Source organism: Ruegeria sp. CDSA020 (assembly GCF_059612345.1).
Genome location: NZ_JBXWQK010000002.1, coordinates 91,879 through 115,026 on the forward strand (window position 1 = coordinate 91,879; position 23,148 = coordinate 115,026).

Consider the following 23,148-nt stretch of genomic DNA (forward strand, 5'->3'; position numbering starts at 1 on the left):
TCAGTCCTGATTGTCCAGAATTTCGCGCACCTTGGCGACCAGATCACCGCGCGGAACCTCGAACTGGCTTGGGCGTTCTTTCCATTCCTCAAGCGTGGCGCTTTCGGCTATCTTTGCACCAAGGATCAGGTCCTTGATCTGCACGATCCCATTCGCCTTTTCGTCGCCACCTTCGATGACCGCAATGGGTGAGTTCCGCTTGTCCGCATATTTCAGCTGATTGCCAAAATTCTTGGGGTTGCCCAGATACACCTCGGCCCGGATACCTGCATTGCGCAGCTCGGCCACCATGGCCTGATAATCCGCCATGCGGTCGCGATCCATCACGGTGACAACCACAGGTCCCTTGGCCTGTGCGCTGATCCGCCCCTTTTCGCGCAGAGCAGCCAACAGGCGGTCGACACCAATGGAGACACCAGTCGCTGGCACTTCCTGTCCAGTGAAACGCTTGACCAGATCGTCATAGCGCCCGCCGCCTGCGACAGAGCCGAACTGCCGCTTGCGGCCTTTCTCGTCAAAGATATCAAAGGTCAACTCGGCCTCATAGACCGGACCGGTGTAATAGCCCAACCCACGCACGACCGATGGGTCAATCTCGATCCGATCCGCGCCATAGCCGCCAGCTTCCAGCAAGGTCCCGATCTGTTCCAGTTCGCCAATGCCATCCGCACCGATTTGGCTGTCGCCCACGGCGGCACGCAGATTGGCCAACGTTCCTGTGGTATCTGCAGCTTTGGAGGTCAGGAAGGCGATGACCGGTTCTGCCTGATCATCGCTTAGACCCACGCCGTCGATGAAGGCACCTGACGCGTCCAAACGACCCTTGGTCAGCAATTCGCGCACGCCTGCTTTGCCCACCTTATCGAACTTGTCGATGGTGCGCAGCACGCTGTCACGGGCGGCGGCGTCTTCGCCCAGACCCATCGCCTCGAGCACGCCGTTCAGTACCTTGCGATTATTCACCCGCACCAGATAGTCACCGCGCGGGATGCCCACGGTTTCCAGCGTATCCGACAACATGGCGCAAATCTCGGCATCCGCCGCCATTGATGCGGTACCCACCGTATCCGCATCACATTGATAAAACTGACGAAACCGCCCCGGCCCGGGCTTTTCGTTACGCCAGACCGGACCCATCGCATAGCGGCGATAGGGTGTGGGCAGATCGTTGCGGTGCTGCGCGTAGACTCGGGCCAGAGGCGCGGTCAGGTCATAGCGCAGGGCCATCCAATCGCCCTTGTCGTTCTCATCGAATTCCTGCCAGGCAAAGACGCCTTCGTTCGGGCGATCCACGTCAGGCAGGAACTTGCCCAGCGCCTCGACCGTTTCGACCGCGCTGCTTTCCAGAGCGTCAAAGCCATAGCGATGATAGACGCCCGCGATGGTCCGCAGCATCTCGGTGCGCTGCGTGACTTCCTGGCCGAAATAGTCGCGAAACCCTTTCGGCGTCACGGCCTTGGGGCGGGGCTGTTTCTTGGGCTTGGCCATTTGGGGCGTCCTTGGGCGTTAAGTGTTCCGCGCGCGGTCTATCCCATGGCCCGTTTCGGGGCAAGGCGCGCTTTCGCTGGCCTTGCACAGCCGGTGCCGTTATGACCGGCCCGAGACAGGAGTTTCCAATGCAACATCTGGAAGAGCAGATCGCCCATCTGACCCGTACGGTCGAAGATCTGAACACAATCGTCACGCGGCAGCAGGATGAGATCGACAACTTGACCCGCCGGGTTGAGGTGCTGATGCGCCGCGAAGGTGAACGGGCACAAGAAGGATCAGGCGGCATCATCCTAGGAGACGAACGCCCGCCGCATTATTGAGCGATCACAAGCCCAGCGTCGTCTTCACCGCATTATCGACTACCCCGCCCAGCAGGGCGTTTTGGTCCTCGGCACAGCCCTCTCTCAATGCGGCTATGAAGGTCTCGCGCAGTTTCGCTTTGTCCTCGTTCGTGCTTGCGTGATCATTGATATCAATCTGGCGGTTATAGATCGACAGTGCTGTCATCTTCTCGACAACCGCAAAGATATAGGCCTCATCACCGTCCGACTCTTCAACCACCGTTGCACAGGTATGATACATGACGGGCAATGCGTCCTGAACCATTTGTTCAGCAGCTTCGTCGGCGATGGCCATGCCCGGAACGATCATGCACAGGCTTGCGAGAGCGGTTTTCATTTGGGTCAAACGCATCGTAGTCATTTCCAGTTATGTCCAATAAGGGCACCGGCCACGCCGCCGATTGCCGCGCCCTTGCCATCACCAATCAAAGCACCGACGCCCGCCCCGATCAACGCGCCTTCGATGGTGTTCTTTTTCTTCTTGTCGTCCGCCACCGCCGACCCGGCGGTGACCAAGGCCATCGACGCGGCCAATATCATTGTTCGAAAACCGAAATGTGGGATCGTCATATGGTTGCCCTCCTGTGGCATCACCAGAAAATCTCTTTCAGTCCTCAGCCTATCCGGCGGGCGAATGTCAGGCAACTTTTCCGGGGCGGTCAGATTTCCTCAACCGACATCACGCCGTCCAGCGACTTGATCGCCCCTTTGATCTGCGGGTTGATCGGGAATTCCTGGCCAAGGTCCATCTCGACATCTCCCGGCAGGCCAGGATCAAGCAGGCACAGATGGATAGGCCCTTTCGCAGCCCCCTTGGCTGCGCCAGCGGCATCTTCCAGAACTTTGGCAACTGTGGGCAGAACCTGCGGCTGATTAACAAAAATGCGCAGCCCGGTCGCCCCTGCCTCGGCCACGACCGCATCTACCGGCCCGACGGACCGGCCTAGAAGTTTGAGTTGATCGGCCTCCATCGTTGCTTCGGCGGTCAGCACCACCTGTGCACCGGTTTCCAGAAACTCACGGGATTTCTCCAGCGTTTCGGAAAACAGTGTGACCTCATAGGCACCTGTAGGGTCAGAAAGTTGGGCAAAGGCAAACCGGTTTCCGCGCGCAGATTTCCGTTCCTGCCGCCCAGCCACTACACCGGCCATCTTGGCGATCAGCGGACCCGAGCGTGCCTTTTCCATCACCTCATCCAGTGTCAGTACCTGCTTGCGTTTTAGGGCAGGCATATAATCATCCAGCGGGTGGCCGGATAGGTAAAATCCGATGGCCTTGAACTCTTCGCTCAAACGCTCGGCAGGCAACCAGTCCGGCGTCGGCGAAAGGCGTGGCTCGGGCAGGTCGTCGCCCGCCTCGCCGAACAGCGATACCTGGTTCGAGTTCTTCTGATCGTGGATCGCAGCTGAATATTGCACCAGTGGATCAAGGCTTTCGAAGACGCGGCGGCGGTTCTTGTCGAGTTCATCAAACGCGCCAGCACGCGCCAGCATTTCCAAGGGCCGCTTGCCGACCTTCTTCAGATCAACGCGGCGGGCAAAGTCGAAGAGGTTGACGAACGGTTTGCCTGCGCGTCCTTCTACTACCAAATTCATCGCCTCAACGCCGACGTTTTTCAACGCGCCCAGCGCGTAAACCAGATGCTGATCCACCACGTCAAACGTGGATTGCGAGCGGTTCACGCAGGGCGGTATGTAAGGCAGTTCCAACCCTTTGCGGACTTCCTCGAAGTAAACCGCCAGCTTGTCAGTCAGATGGATATCGCAGTTCATGACCCCGGCCATGAACTCGACCGGGTGGTTCGCCTTCAACCAGCCGGTCTGATAGCTGACCACGGCATAGGCGGCAGCGTGGGATTTGTTGAAGCCATAGTTGGCGAATTTATCCAACAGGTTCCAGACCTCGGTCGCCTTAGCCTCGTCCACGTCATTCTCAGCAGCGCCTTTGAGGAACTTAGGCCGCTCGGCATCCATCGCCTCCTGAATTTTCTTACCCATCGCGCGGCGCAGCAAATCCGCTCCGCCAAGGCTATAGCCCGCCATTTCCTGAGCGATCTGCATAACCTGTTCCTGGTAGACGATAATGCCTTGGGTTTCGTCCAGGATATGGTCGATGGAAGGGTGCAGCGTGTCCCGTTCGCTCAGCTTGTTCTTGACCTCGCAGAACTTGGGGATGTTCTCCATCGGGCCCGGACGGTATAGCGCGACGAGGGCGATGATATCCTCGATACAATCCGGTTTCATCCGCTTGAGCGCATCCATCATGCCCGAGGATTCCACCTGGAACACCGCTACGGTCTTGGCCGCTGAGTAGAGTTTGTAAGTCGCTTCATCATCCAGCGGGATGGCGTTGATCTGGTTCGCGGCCCCCTCGGCGGCTTCGTACAGCTCGGTGCCATCAGCAGCGATGTGCAGGTCGCGCCCGGATTTGAAGATCAGATCCATCGCATTCTGGATCACGGTCAGGGTTTTCAGACCCAGAAAGTCGAATTTAACCAGACCGGCCTGTTCTACCCATTTCATGTTGAATTGGGTCGCAGGCATGTCGGAACGCGGATCCTGATACAGCGGCACCAGCGCATCCAGCGGACGGTCGCCAATCACCACACCAGCCGCGTGGGTCGACGCGTTTCGCAACAGCCCCTCGACCTGCTGGCCATAAGTCAGCAGACGGTCCACAACCTCCTCGTTACGCGCCTCTTCCCGCAGCCGGGGTTCATCTTTCAACGCCTTCTCGATGGAGACGGGTTTGACGCCTTCCACCGGGATCATCTTGGACAGACGGTCCACCTGCCCATATGGCATCTGTAAAACCCGCCCGATGTCACGCACGGCGGCCTTCGACAGCAGCGCGCCAAAAGTTATGATCTGCCCAACCTTGTCGCGCCCATATTTCTGCTGCACGTAGCGGATCACCTCTTCGCGGCGGTCCATGCAGAAGTCGATATCGAAGTCAGGCATCGATACCCGTTCGGGGTTCAGGAAGCGTTCGAACAGCAGCGAATAACGCAACGGATCAAGGTCGGTGATCGTCAGCGCATAGGCCACCAGCGACCCCGCGCCCGAGCCCCGCCCCGGCCCAACCGGGATGTCCTGATCCTTTGACCATTGGATGAAATCGGCAACGATCAGGAAATAACCGGGAAACCCCATGCCCTCGATGATGTCCAGTTCGAAATCCAGCCGCTTCTGATACTCTTCAGGGGTTACCGCATGCGGGATCACGGCCAGACGTTTCTGCAGACCTTCATTGGCGATGCGGCGCAGCTCGGCCACCTCGTCATCAGCGAATTTCGGCAGGATCGGATCGCGGCGATAGGCCATGAACGCACAGCGCCTGGCGATCTCGACCGTGTTTTCGATTGCTTCGGGCAGATCGGCGAACAGGGTCGCCATTTCCTGCTGCGACTTGAAATAATGCTGTGCGGTCAGACGGCGGCGGCCATCCTGCTGATCGACATAAGCGCCCTCGGCAATACAGATCAGCGCATCATGCGCTTCGTACATGTCCGTGGTCGGGAAGTAGACATCGTTGGTAGCCACCAGCGGCAGGTTCTTGGAATAGGCCATTTCAACATGGCCGCGCTCGGTCAGACGTTCGGCCTCGGGCTGACCACCTTCGCCTGGATGGCGCTGTAGTTCGACATACAGACGATCCGGGAACATGGTTGCAAGGCGATCCACCAAGACCTCGGCCGCTGGGCGCTGCCCTTGCTGCAACAAGCGACCCACCGGTCCGTCGGGGCCGCCAGACAGGCAGATCAGACCATCCGAGCGCCCTGCCAGTTCATCCAATGTCACCTGCGGCAACTGCCCGCCCTTGTCCACATACAGGCAAGAGCTGAGCTTCATTAGGTTTTCATACCCGGCCTCTGACTGCGCCAGCAGCACCAGCGGCGCGGGGGCTTTCGCTTTCTCGCCCGGTTGCAACTGCAGATAGGTCAGATCGACCTGACACCCCATGATCGGCTGAACACCCGCCCCGCTGGCGGTGACCGAAAACTCCAACGCAGAGAACATGCTGTTGGTGTCCGTGACGGCGACGGCGGGCATCTCAAGCTTTTCACACAGACCAGGCAGCTTTTTCAGCCGCACGGCGCCTTCCAGCAGGGAATATTCGGTGTGAACGCGGAGGTGGATGAATCGTGGAGTGCTGCTCATGCCGCCCACGCTATCGCAGCCAGTGGTGGTACAAAAGCCTGAACCGTAGGTTCGGATTGCCAAAAAAACAGGCGTTGATTGTTCGGGAAATCCATAAGGTGCTTCGGACTCTGAGGGTGAAACATGCTACAAAACCTTTTAGTTTCAAGATGATGAACATCGAAACCATATGAAACACAAGGATCGGACCAATGAAATGATACATCAGAAGCGCGGTTTTTCTTGCCAGATTGGCTGCGCTGTTTCTAACATCTAGTGGCAAGCTATCCGCCCGCACTCTTTCTACGTCGCATCGAAGGAGAGCATTCAGAGGCGCAATTCGGTAACGCGACGGGTTTCACGAATGGATATCACGTTTCTTCTGAACGGAGAGACAGTGGAGTTGGCGAATGTCGATCCGACAGTCACCTTGTTGGATTGGCTGCGCGAGGATCGCTCTCTGACCGGCACCAAAGAGGGCTGCAACGAAGGTGATTGCGGTGCCTGCACTGTCATGGTGACGGATCAGGGAGGAGCCAAAGCTCTGAACTCCTGCATTCTGTTCCTGCCTCAGCTCCACGGCAAAGCGGTGCGCACCGTCGAAGGCGCCAGAAGCCCGGATGGGCAGGCCCACCCGGTTCAGCAGGCAATGGTTGATCTGCACGGGTCGCAATGTGGCTTTTGCACCCCCGGCTTTGTAATGTCGATGGTGGCCGGACATGCGAATGGTGCAACCGATCACGACACACAGCTGGCCGGGAACCTGTGCCGCTGTACGGGCTATGCGCCGATTATCCGTGCCGCCAAAGCCGCCGAAAAGCACCCAGTTCCCGTCTGGATCAAGGACAAGCCTGACGCAGCACCCGCCGCGTCTCCTATGCTGCCGCGGTCCTCGGACGAGCTTGCCGCCATTTATGCCGACCACCCCGAGGCCACCCTGGTCGCAGGCGCGACTGATGTGGGCCTTTGGGTGACCAAACAGTTGCGCGACCTGAAAACAGTAATCTTCATGAACGGTTGCGATGATCTGAAACAGATCACGGTTACAGACGATGAAATTCACCTTGGTGCCATGGTCGATATGAACCGCATGGGCGAAGCGCTGGGGGATCTGCACCCCTCTTATGCTGAAATGATCCGCCGCTATGCCAGCGTACAGGTGCGGCACGCCGCAACCGTAGGCGGTAATATCGCCAATGGGTCACCAATCGGTGACAACCCGCCTGCACTGATTGCCCTGGGCGCCAGCCTGCACCTGCGCAAAGGCGACACAAGGCGAACGCTGCCCTTGGAAGAGTTCTTCATCGACTATGGAAAACAGGATCGCGTACCCGGAGAATTCGTCGAAGCCGTAAGCTTCCCGCGCCAGGCGGATCGGTTGAAATGCTACAAGCTCAGCAAGCGGTTTGATCAGGATATCTCGGCCGTTTGTGGGTGTTTCAACATTACCGTTGCAGAAGGTACCGTCACTCAGGCGCGCATCGCATTTGGCGGAATGGCGGGTGTACCGAAACGCGCCACTCAAGTCGAAGCTTCGTTGACCGGCAAGCCATGGACAGCTGCTACCGTTCAATCCGCTCTGACGATGTTTGCCGAGGATTACGCGCCAATGTCAGATATGCGCGCCTCGGCTCATTACCGCCTTGAGACGGCGAAAGCGATGCTGGAGCGTTATTTCCTTGAAGATCAGGGCCAGGTAACCAATGTGCTGGAGGTGTCGGCATGAGCGTGACAAAACCACTGCCTCATGACGCCGCGCCGCTGCATGTCTCCGGTTCGGCCCGCTATGTGGACGATATCCCAACACCAAAAGGCACGTTGCATCTGGCCTTTGGTCTCAGCCCCATCGCCAAGGGCACAATCGCCGCGATTGACCTGTCTGCAGTCAAGACCGCTGACGGTGTCGTCATGGTGATGACCGCCGAAGACCTGCCCTTTGCGAATGATGTCTCACCGTCCATTCACGATGAACCTTTGTTGTCGGACGGCTCTGTCCACTATATCGGGCAGCCCGTGTTTCTGGTTGTCGCCACCAGCCATCTGGCCGCGCGCAAAGCTGCACGACTGGGCAAGATCGACTATACTGAAGAAACACCAATTCTGACGATTGAAGAGGCGCTGGCCGCCGACAGTCGGTTCGAGGACGGCCCGCGCATCTACACCAAAGGTGATGCAGACGCCGCCATTGCAGGCGCGGCGCATGTGATCGAAGGCAGTTTTGAGCTTGGCGGGCAAGAGCATTTCTATCTGGAAGGTCAGGCTGCACTGGCGATGCCGAATGAGGGTGCTGATATGCTGGTCCACAGCTCGACCCAGCACCCGACTGAGATTCAGCACAAAGTGGCAGAGGCTCTGGGCGTTCCCATGCATGCTGTGCGCGTTGAAACCCGGCGCATGGGCGGCGGGTTCGGGGGCAAGGAAAGCCAGGGCAACGCACTGGCTGTTTCCTGCGCAGTGGCTGCGCGGGCAACCGGCACAGCCTGCAAGATGCGCTATGACCGCGATGACGACATGATCATCACCGGTAAGCGGCATGCCTTTCGCATTGGCTATAGGGCCGGGTTCGATCAGGATGGGCATATTCAGGGGGTATCCTTTCTGCACCACGCCATATGCGGATGGGCACAAGACCTGTCGCTGCCCGTCGCGGACCGGGCGATGCTGCATTCCGACAATGCGTATCTGCTGCCCAATGCGCGGATCGAAAGTCACCGACTGAAAACCAACACCCAATCTGCCACCGCCTATCGGGGGTTTGGAGGCCCTCAGGGTATGGTTGGAATCGAACGCGTCATGGACCACGCCGCGCATGAGCTGGGTCTGGACCCGGTCGAGCTGCGCCGCAGGAACTACTACGCTGCCCCGGCGGGTACCGATGACCATGCCCCTGATCGCAGTGGCGGCGATACGCCAAACACCACCCCTTATGGCATGGAAGTCGAAGATTTCGAACTTCACGGCATGACCGAAGCCTTGTTGAATTCCAGCGACTATGCCGCGCGCAAGGTAGCAATTCAGAAATGGAATGCCGAGAACAGCGTGATCAAAAAGGGCATCGCCTTCTCTCCGGTCAAGTTCGGCATTTCCTTCACCCTGACCCATCTGAATCAGGCCGGCGCGCTGGTGCATGTGTACCAGGACGGGTCCGTGCACCTGAACCATGGCGGTACCGAGATGGGCCAGGGCCTGTTTCAAAAAGTGGCCCAGGTTGCCGCCTCACGCTTTGGTATTCCGCTAGAGATGGTGAAAATCACCGCCACAGACACGGCCAAAGTGCCGAACACCTCGGCAACGGCGGCATCCTCGGGAAGCGATCTCAACGGCATGGCGGTGAAAGCCGCCTGTGACACGATCCGCGACCGGATGGCAGAGTATCTGGCCGAGCGACATCAGGCCGACCCGTCGGCTGTCAGCTTCCGGGATGGTCATGTATCGGTTGGTGAGGAACGCTATACCTTTGCCGAAGCGGCTGCGCTGACCTATCAGGGCCGCATCAGCCTTTCGGCCACCGGCTTCTATAAGACACCCAAGATCGAATGGGACCGGATCAAAGGCCAAGGTCGTCCGTTTTTCTACTTCGCCTATGGCGCCTCGATCACCGAAGTTGCCGTGGACACACTAACCGGTGAGAACCGCATCTTGCGCACGGATATCCTGCATGACGCGGGCGCGTCGCTGAACCCTGCGCTGGATATCGGTCAGGTCGAAGGTGGCTATGTGCAGGGCGCGGGTTGGTTGACGACCGAAGAACTCGTCTGGGATGGCACAGGCAATCTGCGCACCCATGCGCCATCGACCTACAAGATCCCAGCTTGTTCCGACCGCCCCGACATCTTCAACGTTGCGCTTTGGGAGGCTGAAAACCGTGAGGACACGATCTATCGCTCGAAAGCAGTAGGCGAACCTCCATTCATGCTTGGGATATCCGCCTGGCTGGCACTGTCGAATGCGGTGGCGGCCTGCGGAAACAGCTACCCCGCATTGGATGCCCCCGCCACGGCAGAAGAAGTCTGGCATGGTGTCCAAAGGATGAAGGGGGACGACTGATGGGATTTGACCTTGAGACTTTGAGGGAGGCGGTCAATACCCATGGGCGCGTGATCCGGGTAGTCATCGCCGGGATCAAGGGCTCGTCCCCACGTGAGGTTGGTGCCGCAATGCTGGTCTGGGAGGACGGGCAATCCGGCACGATCGGCGGCGGCACACTTGAGTTTCAGGCAGCCGAAGCGGCGCGGATACAAACCGCCCAATCGCGCCTGACCCATCACGCGCTTGGCCCCGACATGGGCCAGTGCTGCGGTGGTGCTGTTTCCTTGCTAAGCGAGGTCTATGACCGCAACAACATCAACGATCTGGACGACAGCATCATCGCGCGCCCAACATCGGGCCAGGACATGCCACTGTCGGTCAAACGCCTGTTGACCGAAGCCCGCGGACAGGGGATTGCACCAGAGGCACAGCTGATCGAAGGCTGGATGGTCGAGCCGGTCCACAAACCAGCGCGTGCACTGTGGGTCTGGGGCGCGGGTCACGTCGGTCGCGCCTTGGTGGATGTCCTGTCACCGCTGCCCGATCTCGCAATCACTTGGGTCGATACAGGATCCAAGCGGTTTCCGGAAACCGTACCGAACGGAGTCACCGCCGTCCCTGCCGCGAAACCAGCGGAACTGGTTCGGCATGCGCCGCGTGATGCTGAACATCTGGTGCTGACTTATTCACACAATCTGGACTTGGAATTGTGCAACCGTCTGCTTTCGCACGATTTCCGCTTTGCGGGGCTGATCGGCTCGGCTACGAAATGGGCGCGGTTCCGGTCTCGGCTGGCGGCGCTGGGGCACTCGCCCGAGCGGATCAGCCGGATCACCTGCCCGATTGGCGACCCGGGCCTGGGCAAGCACCCGCAGATGATTGCCGTGGGCGTCGCAGCACAACTGCTGCGCCCGATCGGGCAAAACAATTTGAAGAAGGATCTGAGCGCGTGACCACTCCATTGCTAAGTTTGCAAGGACTGACCAAAGCCTATCCCGGCGTCGTGGCCAATGATCAGGTGTCCTTTGACATCGGTGAGGGCGAAGTTCATGCCCTGTTGGGCGAAAACGGCGCGGGAAAATCCACGCTGGTCAAAATGATCTATGGCTTGGTGAAGCCCGACAGCGGCACCATGCTGTTGCGTGGCCAACCCTTTGCTCCGCCCGAGCCGCGTGCCGCGCGTGCTGACGGAATCGCGATGGTATTTCAGCATTTTTCGCTGTTCGACGCGCTGAACGTGGCCGAGAACATCGCATTGGGGATGGAGAACCCGCCACCAATGGGCGACCTGGCCTCGCGCATTCGGGAAGTTTCGGAAACCTACGGCCTACCGCTGGACCCCTTTCGTACAGTCGGTGACCTGTCTGCGGGGGAACGCCAACGGGTTGAGATCATTCGCTGCCTTCTGCAGGATCCAAAGCTTTTGATCATGGATGAACCGACCAGTGTTCTGACTCCGCAAGAAGTCGATATCCTTTTCGAAACGCTGAATAAATTGCGGTCTGAAGGCACATCGATCCTGTATATCTCGCACAAGCTTGAAGAAATCCGCACCCTATGCGACCACGCTACGATCTTGCGTCTGGGCAAGAATGTGGGCGAATGCGTTCCGTCTGAAACCTCGGCCCGGGAGATGGCCGAGTTGATGGTCGGTTCAACCCTGCAAACACCTGAGCGCGGAGGCCGCGAGTTCGGCGAGGTCGCGCTGGATGTCAGCGGGCTTTCCGTGCCCTCACCGTCTGAATTCGGCACCGCGCTGAAGAATGTCCACATGACAGTTCGCAAGGGCGAAGTGCTGGGAATTGGCGGTGTTGCCGGCAACGGACAGGACGAACTGCTGGGTGTCCTGTCTGGCGAAATCCAGACAGCTGCCGATGCGATCAAATTCGATGGCCAGCCGATTGGCAAACTGGGCCCAACCGCACGGCGCAAGCTGGGCGTACTGACCGCCCCCGAAGAGCGGTTGGGACATGCAGCCGCCCCAGACATGAGCCTGACCGAAAACGCCCTGCTGACCGGATCGGTCCGCGAAGGGTTGGAAAGCAACGGGTTCTTGAAATGGGCAGATACCAAGAGCTTTGCTGAAAAGATCATCAGCGCCTTTGATGTGCGCACGCCGGGGCCCGAGAATGCGGCCCGGTCATTGTCAGGCGGCAACCTACAGAAATTCGTGATCGGACGCGAAGTGTTGCAGAACCCCGATGTGCTGGTCGTGAACCAACCCACATGGGGGGTGGACGCCGCTGCCGCTGCGTCGATCCGACAGGCCATTCTGGACCTTGCCGCCAAGGGCACGGCGGTGGTCTGCATCAGCCAGGATCTGGACGAATTGATGGAAATCTCGGACAGCTTTGCCGCCCTGAACGAAGGCAGGCTCAGCGCGCCACGCACAACCACGGGTCTGACCGTGGATGAGATCGGCCTGATGATGGGCGGTGCACATGGCATGGAGGTAGCCCATGTCTGATGCAAAACAAAATATGACGACGGGGGTGTGAGCAGATGATTGTATTGGAGAAACGGCCACAGCCGTCCAAGGCGTGGTCTTATGCGACCCCGCTTGTGGCGGTACTGGCGACGATGCTGTTTGGCGGCATATTGTTTGCCGTCCTGGGTAAAAACCCGGTTCAGGCCATCGGCACCATTTTCTGGGAGCCTCTGTTCGGTGAATTCGCCTTTTATTACCGCCCGCAGCTGCTGGTGAAGGGCGCGCCGTTGGTGCTGATTGCGATTGGCCTGTCGTTAGGCTTCCGCGCCGGTATCTGGAACATCGGCGCCGAGGGTCAGTATATCATGGGCGCCATCTTTGGCGCGGGGGCCGGGCTGGCCTTTTACCCGCTGGATGCCTGGTATGTCTTTCCGATCATGGTGATGGCAGGTGCGCTTGGCGGTTGGCTCTGGGCCTCTATTCCGGCCTTTCTGAAGGTGCGCTTTGGCACCAATGAAATTCTGGTCTCGCTGATGCTGGTCTATGTGGCTGAGCAGATGATGGCCTCGGTCTCGCTGGGACTGCTGAAAAACCCCGAAGGGTTCGGTTTTCCGGGTTCACGCAATCTGCAATCCTATGAGAGTGCGCATAATGCCGAGCTGATCGCAGGATCGGGGATGCATTGGGGCGTTGTGACCGCACTGATAGCCGTGATCTTTTCCTATATCCTGCTGAACCGGCACATGCTGGGCTTTCACATCCGCCTGACGGGTGAGGCCCCGCGCGCAGCCAAATTCGCCGGGGTAAACCCAGCACGACTGATCCTGTTCTGTCTTGGCCTGTCAGGCGCACTGGCCGGGCTGGCGGGGATGTTCGAAGTCTCGGGCCCCTCGGGTGTTGTCAGCATCGACTTTAACGTTGGCTATGGCTTTACCGCGATCATCGTGGCCTTTCTGGGGCGACTGCATCCGGTGGGCATCCTGCTAGCCGGTGGCCTAATGGCGTTGACCTATATCGGTGGTGAAATTGCGCAGTCCCAAATGGGTCTTCCTGCCGCGGCTATTCAAGTATTCCAGGGGATGCTGCTGTTCTTCCTGCTGGCCTTCGACCTTTTGACCAACTACCGCATCCGTGCGGCCCGTAGCGAGGTGGCGTAATCATGGACCTTGGTGAGATTAATCCCGTACTTCTGGTCGCGTCACTTATGGTGGCTGCAACCCCCCTGCTTCTGGCCGCGATCGGTGAATTGGTCGTAGAAAAAGCAGGAGTTCTGAATCTTGGCGTAGAGGGCATGATGATCGTTGGCGCGATCAGCGGTTTTGCGATCTCGGTCGAGACTGGGTCGCCCTGGCTGGGCTTTGTCGCCGCGGCCATAGGCGGTGCAGTACTGTCCCTGCTGTTTGTGCTGCTGACGCAGGTGGCGCTGGCCAATCAGGTTGCCAGTGGCCTGGCGCTTACTCTGTTTGGTTTAGGGTTCAGCGCCCTGCTCGGTCAAAGCTATGTGGGTGTCAAACCCCCCAGCATGGGCGATATCCATATCCCGGTGATCAGCGATATTCCGGTGATCGGCCCGATCCTGTTTCAGCATGACCCGATCCTTTATGTCGGCATCGCTTTGACAGCGGCTGTCTGGGCTACGCTTAAATACACTCGCGTCGGACTGATCCTGCGCGCGGTAGGTGAAAACCACGATGCGGCGCATGCGCTTGGCTATAAAGTGATCAAGATCCGCATCATGGCGATCCTGTTCGGCGGTGCCTGTGCCGGGTTGGGTGGGGCCTATATCAGCTTGATCCGGGTGCCACAGTGGACCGAGGGCATGACAGCCGGTGTCGGCTGGATCGCCTTGGCCTTGGTCGTCTTCGCCAGTTGGAAGCCATGGCGCGCCCTGCTGGGTGCCTATTTGTTCGGCGGTATCACCGTGTTGCAGCTGAATTTGCAGGCAGCGGGCGTTGCCATCCCGGTCGAGTATCTGGCAATGTCGCCCTACATCATCACGATCCTTGTGCTTGTGATCCTTTCCGCCGACAAAAGCAGCGCACCTGCCTCACTCGGCCGGATATTCCATGCCTCGCATTAGACGGGGACAACTGAACCAACTTGGGGAGTAACACATGAAAATTACCACATTTCTGGCAAGCGCTGCCATGGCGCTGGGTTTGGCAACTACTGCCATAGCCGAAGACAAAACCAAGGTCGGCTTTGTATTTGTCGGCCCGGTGGGCGACGGCGGCTGGACCTATGAACATAACAAGGGCCGTCTGGCGGTTGAGGAAGAGTTCGGCGACAAAGTCGAAACCGTGTTTGTTGAATCCGTGCCCGAAGGCCCGGATGCAGAGCGGGTGATGACCCAGATGGCGCTGGAAGGTGCAGACCTGATCTTTACCACCTCGTTCGGATACATGGATCCGACCATCAACGTGGCCAAGAAATTCCCGAACGTGAAGTTCGAACACGCGACCGGCTATAAAACAGCCGACAACGTTTCGGTTTATTCGGCACGTTTCTATGAAGGTCGTGCGGTACAGGGCCATATCGCGGGCAAGATGACCAAGTCGAACATTGTTGGCTATATCGGGTCCTATCCGATCCCCGAAGTGGTCCGCGGAATCAACTCGGCCTATATCCACGCCAAGAAGGTCAACCCGGATGTCGAGTTCAAGATCATCTGGGCCTACACTTGGTTCGATCCGGCGAAAGAAGCAGATGCCGCCACTGTTCTGATCGAACAGGGCGCGGACGTGATCCTGCAGCACACCGACTCGACCGCACCGCAAGCAGCTGCGCAAGAGGCGGGCAACGTCATCACTTTCGGCCAGGCCTCGGACATGAGCGAATACGCTCCGTACCCGCGCGTCTCGTCGATCATCGATGACTGGGCACCTTACTATATTGCACGGACCCAGGCCGTCATGGATGGCACATGGGAAAGCGCCAATACATGGGATGGCATCCGCGAAGGCATGGTAGCAATCGGCGAAATCTCGGACGCGGTTCCCGCTGACGTCAAAGAAGAGGCACTGGCGCTGAAAGCGGCCATGGCCGCGGGTGAATACCACCCCTTCACCGGACCGCTGAAAAAGCAGGACGGTAGTGACTGGCTGGCCGAAGGCGAGACCGCAGACGACGGTACACTGGCCGGCATGAACTTCTATGTAGAAGGCTTGGAAGGTGAGATTCCGCAGTAAGGCGGCACAGGATAACGCAGAAAGGCCCGCCATGTGCGGGCCTTTTTTGATTTTGCCACCTGTTTTATGCCACTCTTGATCTTCGATAGCCCGAAACCAGCGCCAAGCACATTGATCCGCGGCTCTACCGATCAACGAGGACCAGATGAATTCAAAACGCGAATTGCTGCAGAAACTGTTGAAAGGTATCGAAACCGGGGATGCCGAGGCCGCAGCCGTCGTCAACGAAGAAAAATACATCCAGCACAATCCCCAGACCCATGAAGGCAGCGAGGGGCTGGCCACGTTGTTTGCCCGCCTGTCGAAAACAAATCCCAAGGTTAAATTTGTTCGCGTTTTTGAAGATGGCGAATTCGCTTTTGCCCATAACGAATATGATTTTGCCGAAGTTAAGGCCGCGTTCGAGGTCTTTCGGTTTGAAGACAGCAAAGCTGTTGAGCACTGGGATAACATTCAGCTCCTGCGCGGCCCAAACGCTTCGGGACGCGGCATGCTTGATGGGCCAACTGAAATCACGGATATTGACAGAACCGAACAGAACCGGGAATTGGTCGGCAACTTCTCGCAAACAGTCCTGATAGACCGGCAAACCGAGCGGATGAAGGCGTTTGTTGATGCGAACCTGATACAACACGATCCCGATGGCGTTGACGGCATCGACGCCTATCGCATGGTGCTTGAAGCTAGATCAGACGCGGAGTTGATCGTTCAGTATCACCGCGTCCATCGTGTGCTGGCAGAAGGGAATTTCGTCCTGTGCATGAGCGAAGGTGCCAGTCACGGAAAACATACCAGCTTTTATGATCTGTTTCGGGTCGCAGACGGAGTGATCGTCGAGCATTGGGGCACTATGGAAACCATAGCGCCCCGTAGCGAGTGGAAGAATGACAACGGCAAATTCTGATCTACGTAAGAGCCGTTAATGCCCAGTCAGAACCAGCGTGTTCACCGGCATCAGGATCAAACGCAGGCGCAGACCCGCCGCATGAACCACTCCGATCGTGTCAACCACATGCAGGAAAGCAGAGTGCCAAAAACCCAAATCTTCATGCTCCAGCCGCTCGTGGTTATCGGTGTAGACATTCGCCAGACAGTTGCTGCCGGGCGGGATATCATCCGCCATGCCCTTATAAAGCGGTTCAAAATAGACCAGGATCGAGCCCGGCACCTTGTTGGACTGCACGTCTCTAAGCTCGTCTGACGGGCGAATTTGTCCCGATGGGATCACATCCTGAACTTCGACCACCACAACCGGAATAACCGTGAACGGCTTGGTCATGCAGCCCAGCTCTCCGACCATGCCGGGTTTGATAACCTGCGCCGACATCTGATTGAACGCAGCCTGAAAGCGGTCATGCCCGGAATTTGACGGCACAAGAATACCTGCTGGACGTAGCAGAGGACTGACGTAATCGCCAACCTGCAAGCCGAACTGTTCGATCCTCCCCGTCACACCCGCGTTGATCACAGTCTTGTCCAGCTCGGTCAAAGCAGCATCCAGGTTCGCATTGGCGCTGGCCAGTTGGGCCGGGATCAGCTCTTCGATTTGCTGTACGACGGCAGCGCGTTGCGATTCAGCCGCAACCAGCTTGGCCTCTCGTTCAGCGACAAGGTTTTCCAGCCGGTCAATCTCGGCCAGGCGGACGGCGCTTGACCCTTCGTCCCGCAGGGTCGTATTGCGTTGCAAGTCCTCTAGCGCCTGATCCAGCGCCGCTTTTGCGCCTGCGATCCCGGCGGCGGCCTCGGCCAGATCGGTCTCCGCGACTTTCAGTGATGCCTGAACTTGCGCGATCTGCGCATGCGCTGCCTCAACCATTGCAGTCTGAGTGAAGTCCTCGATCCGGAAGATTGGCTGCCCAGCAACAACCTGTTGATTGTTGGAGACATAGACCTCGGACACTCGCCCACCCAGTTGCGGCAGGATCGTCACCGTGCGGAAATACGAGGCCGCAGTTTTGCTGGCTGGGTGAAAATAGAACAGAGTGGTGATCACGGTCAGCGCCATAATGGCACAGGTTGTCAGACCCCAGCGCAGCTCGTACCACATGGTGAACAGGGTTATCTCATGCCCGATGCGTTTTCCCTGCACAAAGCGGCGGAACAGATAATCGGGCAGCACTGTGACCAGCGCGCACATCAGTGTTTCAAGCATGTCCTATTGCTCCTGCTGCGCGACGGGTTCGGGGGATGGAACGGGATCGGGATCAGCAGGCGGTTGCGGCGCCAAAGATCGGATCGCATCGGCAATGGCACGCAAGGGCGCACCTATGTCGGGAAACTGGAATCCGGCGACCAGAATGGCTGCAATCCAGAACAATCCGTTATGAGTGAACAAAGCCAGCAGCGCAAGAATTCCCACAAGCTGAAACTGCGGGTGGTTGGATTCATGCGCGAGCTTTTCGGGGATCGAATGCAGGGTGAAATAGCCAACGCCGATCAGGATGATCACCACAACCGTGAAAATGAACATGACTGTCAAAAGAAAATCGCTGCCATCCGCCTGGGTCACGTAAGACGGAATGTGCCCCGTGGCCAATGGGTGTAAATCTGCTGTGCTCACCCTGCCCTCCTCTAAATGCTTTCCACTTCTTTGGATGGGTTGATGCGCAAATTCAACCCTGCTTAAAGTCTCAATTAGAATTCTACGGTCGTGCAGGGCGCATTCGACGTCAGAAAATCACGACTGCGGCCAGCAAAGGGGCGACATGATAGATTTCCTGATTATCGGCGGCGGTATTGCCGGGCTTAGCGCGGGCGCGCGGTTGTCAGAGCGCGGCCAGGTCACCGTGCTCGAAGGCGAAGAGGCGCTGGGCTATCACGCATCAGGCCGGTCCGCGGCTATGTTTGCACCCGCCTATGGTCCGCCTGCTGTTATTGCCCTCAACCTTGCCAGCGCAGCGCATTTTGAGACGAATGACTATCTGTCGCCACGCGGCTGGGTTCTGATCGGCGGGAAAGACCAACACGATGTGTTTCACCGGGATGCCGATCAACTTGGCGGCCGACAGATTTCCTTTGACGCGGCTCAATCCCTTATCCCGATCCTGAACCCCGAAACCGTCGGGTTCGCGGCGCACAGCGACAGTGAACAAGATATAGATACCGACCGCATGATGCAGGATTTCGCCCGGACGATCCGTGGGAATGGTGGATCCGTTCTGACCCGGCAAAGCGTCACGGCAATTCGCAAACATAGGCACTGGATCGTCGAGGCCACCGAGAGCTTTGAGGCACGACACATCGTCAATGCAGCCGGCGCCTGGGTTGACGAAATCGCGGCGATGGCCGGTATCGCCCCGATTGGTATCCAGCCGCGCCGCCGCTCAATGGCCCGTATCCCGGCCCCCGGCGGGCATGACTTGCGCGCCTGGCCCATGATGTTGGGTGCGGGCGAAAGCTGGTATGCTAAACCCGACGCGGGCAAATTGCTGGTCTCACCTGCCGATGCCGATCCGACCGCCGCCCATGATGCATATGCCGATGACATGGTTCTGGCCGAGGGCTTGGCCCGGTACGAGGCAATGGTCACCGAGCCTGTGACACGGGTCGAAACCAACTGGGCGGGCTTGCGCAGTTTCGCACCGGATGGCAGCCTGGTTTTGGGGCCCGATCCGACCGATCCTACGTTTATCTGGTCTGCCGGTCAGGGTGGTTACGGGTTTCAGACGGCCCCTGCTGCATCCCAACTGGTAGCGGATCTGACAGTCGGCAACCAATCAAGTCTGGACACGGCGACCATCGCCTCTCTGAGACCAGACAGGTTGCACAGATGAACAAGCGCCCGTTACCCTCCAACGCCAGCGTCGCGACTGTAGGAGAGAACGGTCAGTTGGTCGCTCCGGCAGCCAGCCGTAACGTCAGGGCTTTGTGCGACCTTCTGGACCAGTTCGCCCCTTTGACCGGACAAGCGCTGGAACTGGCAAGTGGCACCGGTCAGCACATCGCAGCCTTTGCCGAATGCCGCCCCGGCATGCATTGGCAACCCAGTGAGGTTGAATCCGAACGGCAGGCCAGCATCAATGCCTACACCGCGGGCCTGCCAAATGTGTCTAAAGCAGAAGCTCTGGATGCAACTATCGAGGGTTGGCATCAGCCGTTTGGCGGCAGGGATCTGATCGTTCTGATCAATCTCTTGCACCTGATCAGCTGGGCCGAAGTGGAAACGCTTGTCGGCGAGGCAGCTCAAGCACTGAACGCGAATGGCCGGTTGATCCTCTATGGTCCCTTCATGCGCAACAATCGCCTGACCAGCGCGGGGGATCAACGATTTCATACAGCTCTGGTCCAGCAGGATGCTGAAATCGGATATAAAAACGACGGAGACGTTTCTGAGCTTTTGACCAATCACGACCTGAAAATCCTGGAAGTCGCGGAGATGCCTGCAAATAACCTGGCCTTCATCGTGGAAAAATCTGACACCTGATCCAGATCAAAGCCCGACCGAGGCCAACTAAACATATTCCAAACATACGATGTTAAATGGAATGTAGCATGCCCTGGCAGGAAAAGATCAACGACACGCGAAAAGGTCTTCGCAATTTGAACGGCGCAATCCCTGATACCGCCCGCGCCTTCGGTGCGCTTGGCGCGGCGGTCAAGCAAGGCGGAACGCTAGACTACAAGACCAAAGAATTCATCGCTCTTGGCATATCCATAGCGGACCGATGCGAACCCTGTATCATGCTGCACACCGAAGCTTTGATCAAAGCCGGCGCGTCACGTGACGAGGTTTCGGACGTTCTGTCCATGGCGGTTCAGATGGGGGGCGGGCCGTCGATGATGTACGCCTCTAAGGCGCTGGACTGCTTCGACGAGCTGAGTGCATGAAAAAAGCCCGCGTGCTGCGGGCATTAGAAGGCGGCACCAAAAAGGTGCCGCCGTTCTTATCCAGATCAGCCGTTCTTGCGGATGGTTTCGTTTTTCGGATCATAGGGGCTGTCGCAGGTGACGACCGCATCCCACAATTTGTCCTGAAGCTTGACCTTCAGCTTGGTGCCTTCCACCGCCAGATCGGGCTTCACATAGCCCATGCCGATGGATTTCTCGAACGCCACCGAATAACCGCCCGAGGTCAGACGACCGACGCGTTCACCTTCCGGCGTATACAGCACTTCACGGCCCCACGGATCGGCATCCTCCGGTCCGTCAATCAGCAGGGTGCAGCATTTCACGCGTACGCCAGTCTCTTCCAGCTTGGCCTTGCCATAGAAGTCCTTGGACAGATCGACAAAGCGCGGCAGGTCGGCTTCCAGCGGGGTCGCGTCGCGGCCCAGTTCGGTGCCGAAGGCGCGATAGGATTTCTCCTGACGCAGCCAGTTCTGGGCGCGTGCGCCGACCAGCTTCATGCCATGCTTCTCACCCGCTTTTTCCAGCAGGTCGAATAGGTAGTTCTGCATTTCAATCGGGTGGTGCAGTTCCCAACCCAGCTCACCGGTATAGGCCACGCGGATCGCGTTGACCGGGCACATGCCCAGTTCGATCTGTCGGGCTGACAGCCATGGGAATCGCTTGTTGGACAGTGCGGTTTCCGGATCGGCCTCTTTGATGACCTCTTTCAGAACGTCCCGCGATTTGGGTCCGGCGATGGCGAAGACGCCCCATTGGGTGGTCACGTCCTGGATCTCGATGTAACCGAACTCCTCCATCTTGTCCTCGGCCGCCTTGCGCAGGAAGTCGGCGTCATACTCGGTCCAGGCACCGGCGGAAACGATGTAATAGTTGTTCTCGCCGTTACGGACGATGGTGTATTCGGTGCGGGTGGTACCGTGCGAGGTCAGCGCGTAGGTCAGGTTGATACGACCGACCTTGGGCAGCTTGTTGCAGGTGAACCAATCCAGGAACTGGGTCGCACCGGGGCCTTTGACGACATGCTTTGTGAAGGCCGATGCGTCGATCAGGCCAACGCCTTCGCGGATCGCCTTTGCTTCGTCAACGGCATGCTGCCACCAGCCACCGCGGCGGAACGAGCGGGCATCATGGTCGAAGTTTTCGGGTGCATCCAGCGGACCGAAATAGTTCGGGCGCTCCCAGCCGTTAACCCAGCCAAACTGTGCGCCACGCGCTTTCTGACGGTCATAGGCCGGAACAGTCCGCAGCGGGCGGCAGGCAGCACGTTCTTCATCGGGGTGGTGCAGGATATAGACGTGCTCATAGCACTCTTCGTTCTTGCGCGCCGCGAACTCGGTGGTCATCCAGTTGCTGCTATAGCGTTTGGGGTCCAGCGAGGCCATGTCGATCTCGGCTTCTCCATCGACCATCATCTGGGCCAGATAATAACCGGTGCCACCCGCAGCGGTGATACCAAAGCTGAAGCCCTCGGCCAGCCACATATTGCGCAGACCCGGCGCGGGTCCAACCAGCGGGTTACCGTCGGGGGTGTAGCAGATCGGGCCGTTGAAATCGTCTTTCAGACCGGATTCAGCACAGGACGGCACACGTTCGGCCATCGCCATGTACTGATCCGCAATCCGGTCCAGATCGAGCGGGAATAAGTCTGCGCGGAAACTATCGGGCACGCCATGTTCAAACCGCGCAGGCGCGCCATGTTCATAGATACCCAAAATCCAGCCACCGCGTTCTTCGCGGGCATAGGATTCGTTGTCGGCATCACGCACAACAGGGTGTTCCGGGTTGCCCGCCTCGCGCCATTTGACCAACTCGGGGTCTTTGTCCATGACGATAAAGGTGTGTTCGACCGGGATCGCAGGCATCTTGATACCCAGCATCTTGGCGGTGCGCTGTGCGTGGTTGCCTGATGCGGTCACGACATGTTCGGCGGTGATCACAACCTGCTCGTCGCTTTCAACAAGGTTGCCGCCCTTCTCGACCATCTTGGTGCAGGTGACTTCCCAATGGGTGCCGGTCCAATGGAAGGCATCGGCCTGCAGCTTGCGAACGATCTCAACACCGCGTTGACGCGCACCCTTGGCCATCGCCTGTGTCACGTCTGCTGGGTTAATATAGCCGTCCTCGGTGTGATAGATCGCGCCCTTCAGGTCCGAGGTCTCGATCAGCGGCCAGCGTTCCTTAATCTGGTCCGGAGTCAGCCATTCATAGGCAACGTCACAGGTTTCGGCGGTGGACGCGTACAGCATGTATTCGTCCATGCGCTCCTGGGTCTGCGCCATGCGCAGGTTGCCAACCACGGCGAAACCCGCGTTCAGGCCGGTCTCATCTTCAAGCTGCTTGTAGAAATCGACCGAGTATTTGTGGATATGCGTGGTCGCATAGGACATGTTGAACAGCGGCAGCAAACCCGCCGCATGCCAGGTCGAACCTGATGTCAGTTCGTCCCGCTCAATTAGCATGACATCGTCCCAGCCTGCCTTGGCCAGATGATAGGCAATCGAAGTGCCGACGGCGCCGCCGCCAACGACCAGTGCTTTGACTTGGGTTTTCATAGCCGGGTGTCTCCCCTTGGAATCTGTTGCCACCATATGGCGCAATCAGCGCCCACCGCGCGACATTCATCCGACCAGTGATATAAAAAAAACGACCCTCAGACATCTGGGGGTCGTTTTTCCTAAAAGTTT

Annotated in this window: 19 protein-coding genes; 12 read left to right on the forward strand and 7 right to left on the reverse strand. The window is 58.3% G+C overall.

The features are described 5' to 3' along the window. A complete protein-coding gene (gene hisS / locus AC2FJW_RS03420; RefSeq protein ID WP_496749211.1) occupies positions 1-1,488 on the reverse strand; it encodes a histidine--tRNA ligase in 1,488 nt (495 codons plus the stop codon). A 128-nt stretch (positions 1,489-1,616) separates the two neighbouring features. Here hisS and AC2FJW_RS03425 point away from each other — a divergent pair, with 128 nt between their 5' ends. Further along, a complete protein-coding gene (locus AC2FJW_RS03425; RefSeq protein WP_142638896.1) occupies positions 1,617-1,811 on the forward strand; it encodes a SlyX family protein in 195 nt (64 codons plus the stop codon). Positions 1,812-1,815: 4 nt separating this feature from the next. On the opposite strand, the gene AC2FJW_RS03430 is transcribed toward AC2FJW_RS03425, so the two are convergent. The 3 genes from AC2FJW_RS03430 to dnaE all read right to left on the reverse strand — a co-directional run bounded on the left by AC2FJW_RS03430 (position 1,816) and on the right by dnaE (position 5,992). Continuing rightward, positions 1,816-2,169 carry a hypothetical protein gene (locus tag AC2FJW_RS03430; RefSeq protein WP_496749212.1) on the reverse strand — a complete coding sequence of 118 codons (354 nt, stop codon included), beginning with the start codon at positions 2,167-2,169 and terminating at the stop codon, positions 1,816-1,818. A 20-nt stretch (positions 2,170-2,189) separates the two neighbouring features. Then, on the reverse strand, positions 2,190-2,402 hold the full coding sequence (locus tag AC2FJW_RS03435) for a YMGG-like glycine zipper-containing protein (RefSeq protein ID WP_496749213.1): 213 nt from the start codon (positions 2,400-2,402) through the stop codon (positions 2,190-2,192). An 89-nt stretch (positions 2,403-2,491) separates the two neighbouring features. After that, positions 2,492-5,992 (reverse strand): DNA polymerase III subunit alpha, encoded by a 3,501-nt coding sequence (dnaE, locus tag AC2FJW_RS03440; protein ID WP_496749214.1) that lies wholly within the window; start codon positions 5,990-5,992, stop codon positions 2,492-2,494. A 343-nt stretch (positions 5,993-6,335) separates the two neighbouring features. On the opposite strand from dnaE, the gene xdhA reads away from it, so the two are divergent. The 8 genes from xdhA to AC2FJW_RS03480 all read left to right on the forward strand — a co-directional run bounded on the left by xdhA (position 6,336) and on the right by AC2FJW_RS03480 (position 16,520). After that, positions 6,336-7,697: a xanthine dehydrogenase small subunit gene (xdhA, locus tag AC2FJW_RS03445; protein ID WP_496749215.1), complete on the forward strand. Its 1,362-nt coding sequence runs from the start codon at positions 6,336-6,338 to the stop codon at positions 7,695-7,697. Further along, positions 7,694-10,018, forward strand: a complete 2,325-nt coding sequence (gene xdhB, locus AC2FJW_RS03450) for a xanthine dehydrogenase molybdopterin binding subunit (RefSeq protein ID WP_496749216.1) — start codon at positions 7,694-7,696, stop codon at positions 10,016-10,018. The genes xdhA and xdhB overlap by 4 nt, the downstream gene beginning before the upstream one ends. After that, positions 10,018-10,953 (forward strand): xanthine dehydrogenase accessory protein XdhC, encoded by a 936-nt coding sequence (xdhC, locus tag AC2FJW_RS03455; RefSeq protein WP_496749217.1) that lies wholly within the window; start codon positions 10,018-10,020, stop codon positions 10,951-10,953. The genes xdhB and xdhC overlap by 1 nt, the downstream gene beginning before the upstream one ends. Beyond that, a complete protein-coding gene (locus AC2FJW_RS03460; protein WP_142638946.1) occupies positions 10,950-12,467 on the forward strand; it encodes an ABC transporter ATP-binding protein in 1,518 nt (505 codons plus the stop codon). Before xdhC ends, AC2FJW_RS03460 begins: the two co-directional genes overlap by 4 nt. Positions 12,468-12,502: 35 nt before the next feature. Further along, positions 12,503-13,585: an ABC transporter permease gene (locus tag AC2FJW_RS03465; protein ID WP_142638948.1), complete on the forward strand. Its 1,083-nt coding sequence runs from the start codon at positions 12,503-12,505 to the stop codon at positions 13,583-13,585. Positions 13,586-13,587: 2 nt separating this feature from the next. Continuing rightward, entirely contained in the window at positions 13,588-14,508 is a 921-nt protein-coding gene (locus tag AC2FJW_RS03470; protein ID WP_142638949.1) for an ABC transporter permease, read from the forward strand. Between the two features lie 34 nt (positions 14,509-14,542). Further along, a complete protein-coding gene (locus AC2FJW_RS03475; RefSeq protein ID WP_281973637.1) occupies positions 14,543-15,616 on the forward strand; it encodes a BMP family ABC transporter substrate-binding protein in 1,074 nt (357 codons plus the stop codon). 145 nt (positions 15,617-15,761) lie between these two features. Further along, positions 15,762-16,520 carry a nuclear transport factor 2 family protein gene (locus AC2FJW_RS03480; RefSeq protein WP_496749218.1) on the forward strand — a complete coding sequence of 253 codons (759 nt, stop codon included), beginning with the start codon at positions 15,762-15,764 and terminating at the stop codon, positions 16,518-16,520. A gap of 15 nt (positions 16,521-16,535) precedes the next feature. Here the strand turns inward: AC2FJW_RS03480 and AC2FJW_RS03485 are convergent, their stop codons facing one another. Together AC2FJW_RS03485 and AC2FJW_RS03490 are read right to left on the reverse strand one after the other, a co-directional pair. Continuing rightward, positions 16,536-17,768 (reverse strand): HlyD family secretion protein, encoded by a 1,233-nt coding sequence (locus AC2FJW_RS03485; protein WP_142638954.1) that lies wholly within the window; start codon positions 17,766-17,768, stop codon positions 16,536-16,538. Between the two features lie 3 nt (positions 17,769-17,771). Then, positions 17,772-18,176: a hypothetical protein gene (locus AC2FJW_RS03490; protein ID WP_142638956.1), complete on the reverse strand. Its 405-nt coding sequence runs from the start codon at positions 18,174-18,176 to the stop codon at positions 17,772-17,774. Positions 18,177-18,321: 145 nt separating this feature from the next. On the opposite strand from AC2FJW_RS03490, the gene AC2FJW_RS03495 reads away from it, so the two are divergent. The 3 genes from AC2FJW_RS03495 (at position 18,322) to AC2FJW_RS03505 (ending at position 20,443) form a co-directional block, all read left to right on the forward strand. Next, on the forward strand, positions 18,322-19,389 hold the full coding sequence (locus tag AC2FJW_RS03495) for an NAD(P)/FAD-dependent oxidoreductase (protein WP_496749219.1): 1,068 nt from the start codon (positions 18,322-18,324) through the stop codon (positions 19,387-19,389). Beyond that, positions 19,386-20,039, forward strand: a complete 654-nt coding sequence (locus AC2FJW_RS03500; RefSeq protein ID WP_496749220.1) for a DUF938 domain-containing protein — start codon at positions 19,386-19,388, stop codon at positions 20,037-20,039. The genes AC2FJW_RS03495 and AC2FJW_RS03500 overlap by 4 nt, the downstream gene beginning before the upstream one ends. A gap of 68 nt (positions 20,040-20,107) precedes the next feature. Continuing rightward, on the forward strand, positions 20,108-20,443 hold the full coding sequence (locus AC2FJW_RS03505; protein WP_142638962.1) for a carboxymuconolactone decarboxylase family protein: 336 nt from the start codon (positions 20,108-20,110) through the stop codon (positions 20,441-20,443). A gap of 65 nt (positions 20,444-20,508) precedes the next feature. Here AC2FJW_RS03505 and AC2FJW_RS03510 read toward each other — a convergent pair whose 3' ends face one another. Continuing rightward, the gene (locus tag AC2FJW_RS03510) at positions 20,509-23,016 is read right to left on the reverse strand and encodes a GcvT family protein (protein WP_496749221.1); all 2,508 of its coding nucleotides are present in this window, start codon (positions 23,014-23,016) and stop codon (positions 20,509-20,511) included. Positions 23,017-23,148: the final 132 nt, after the last annotated feature.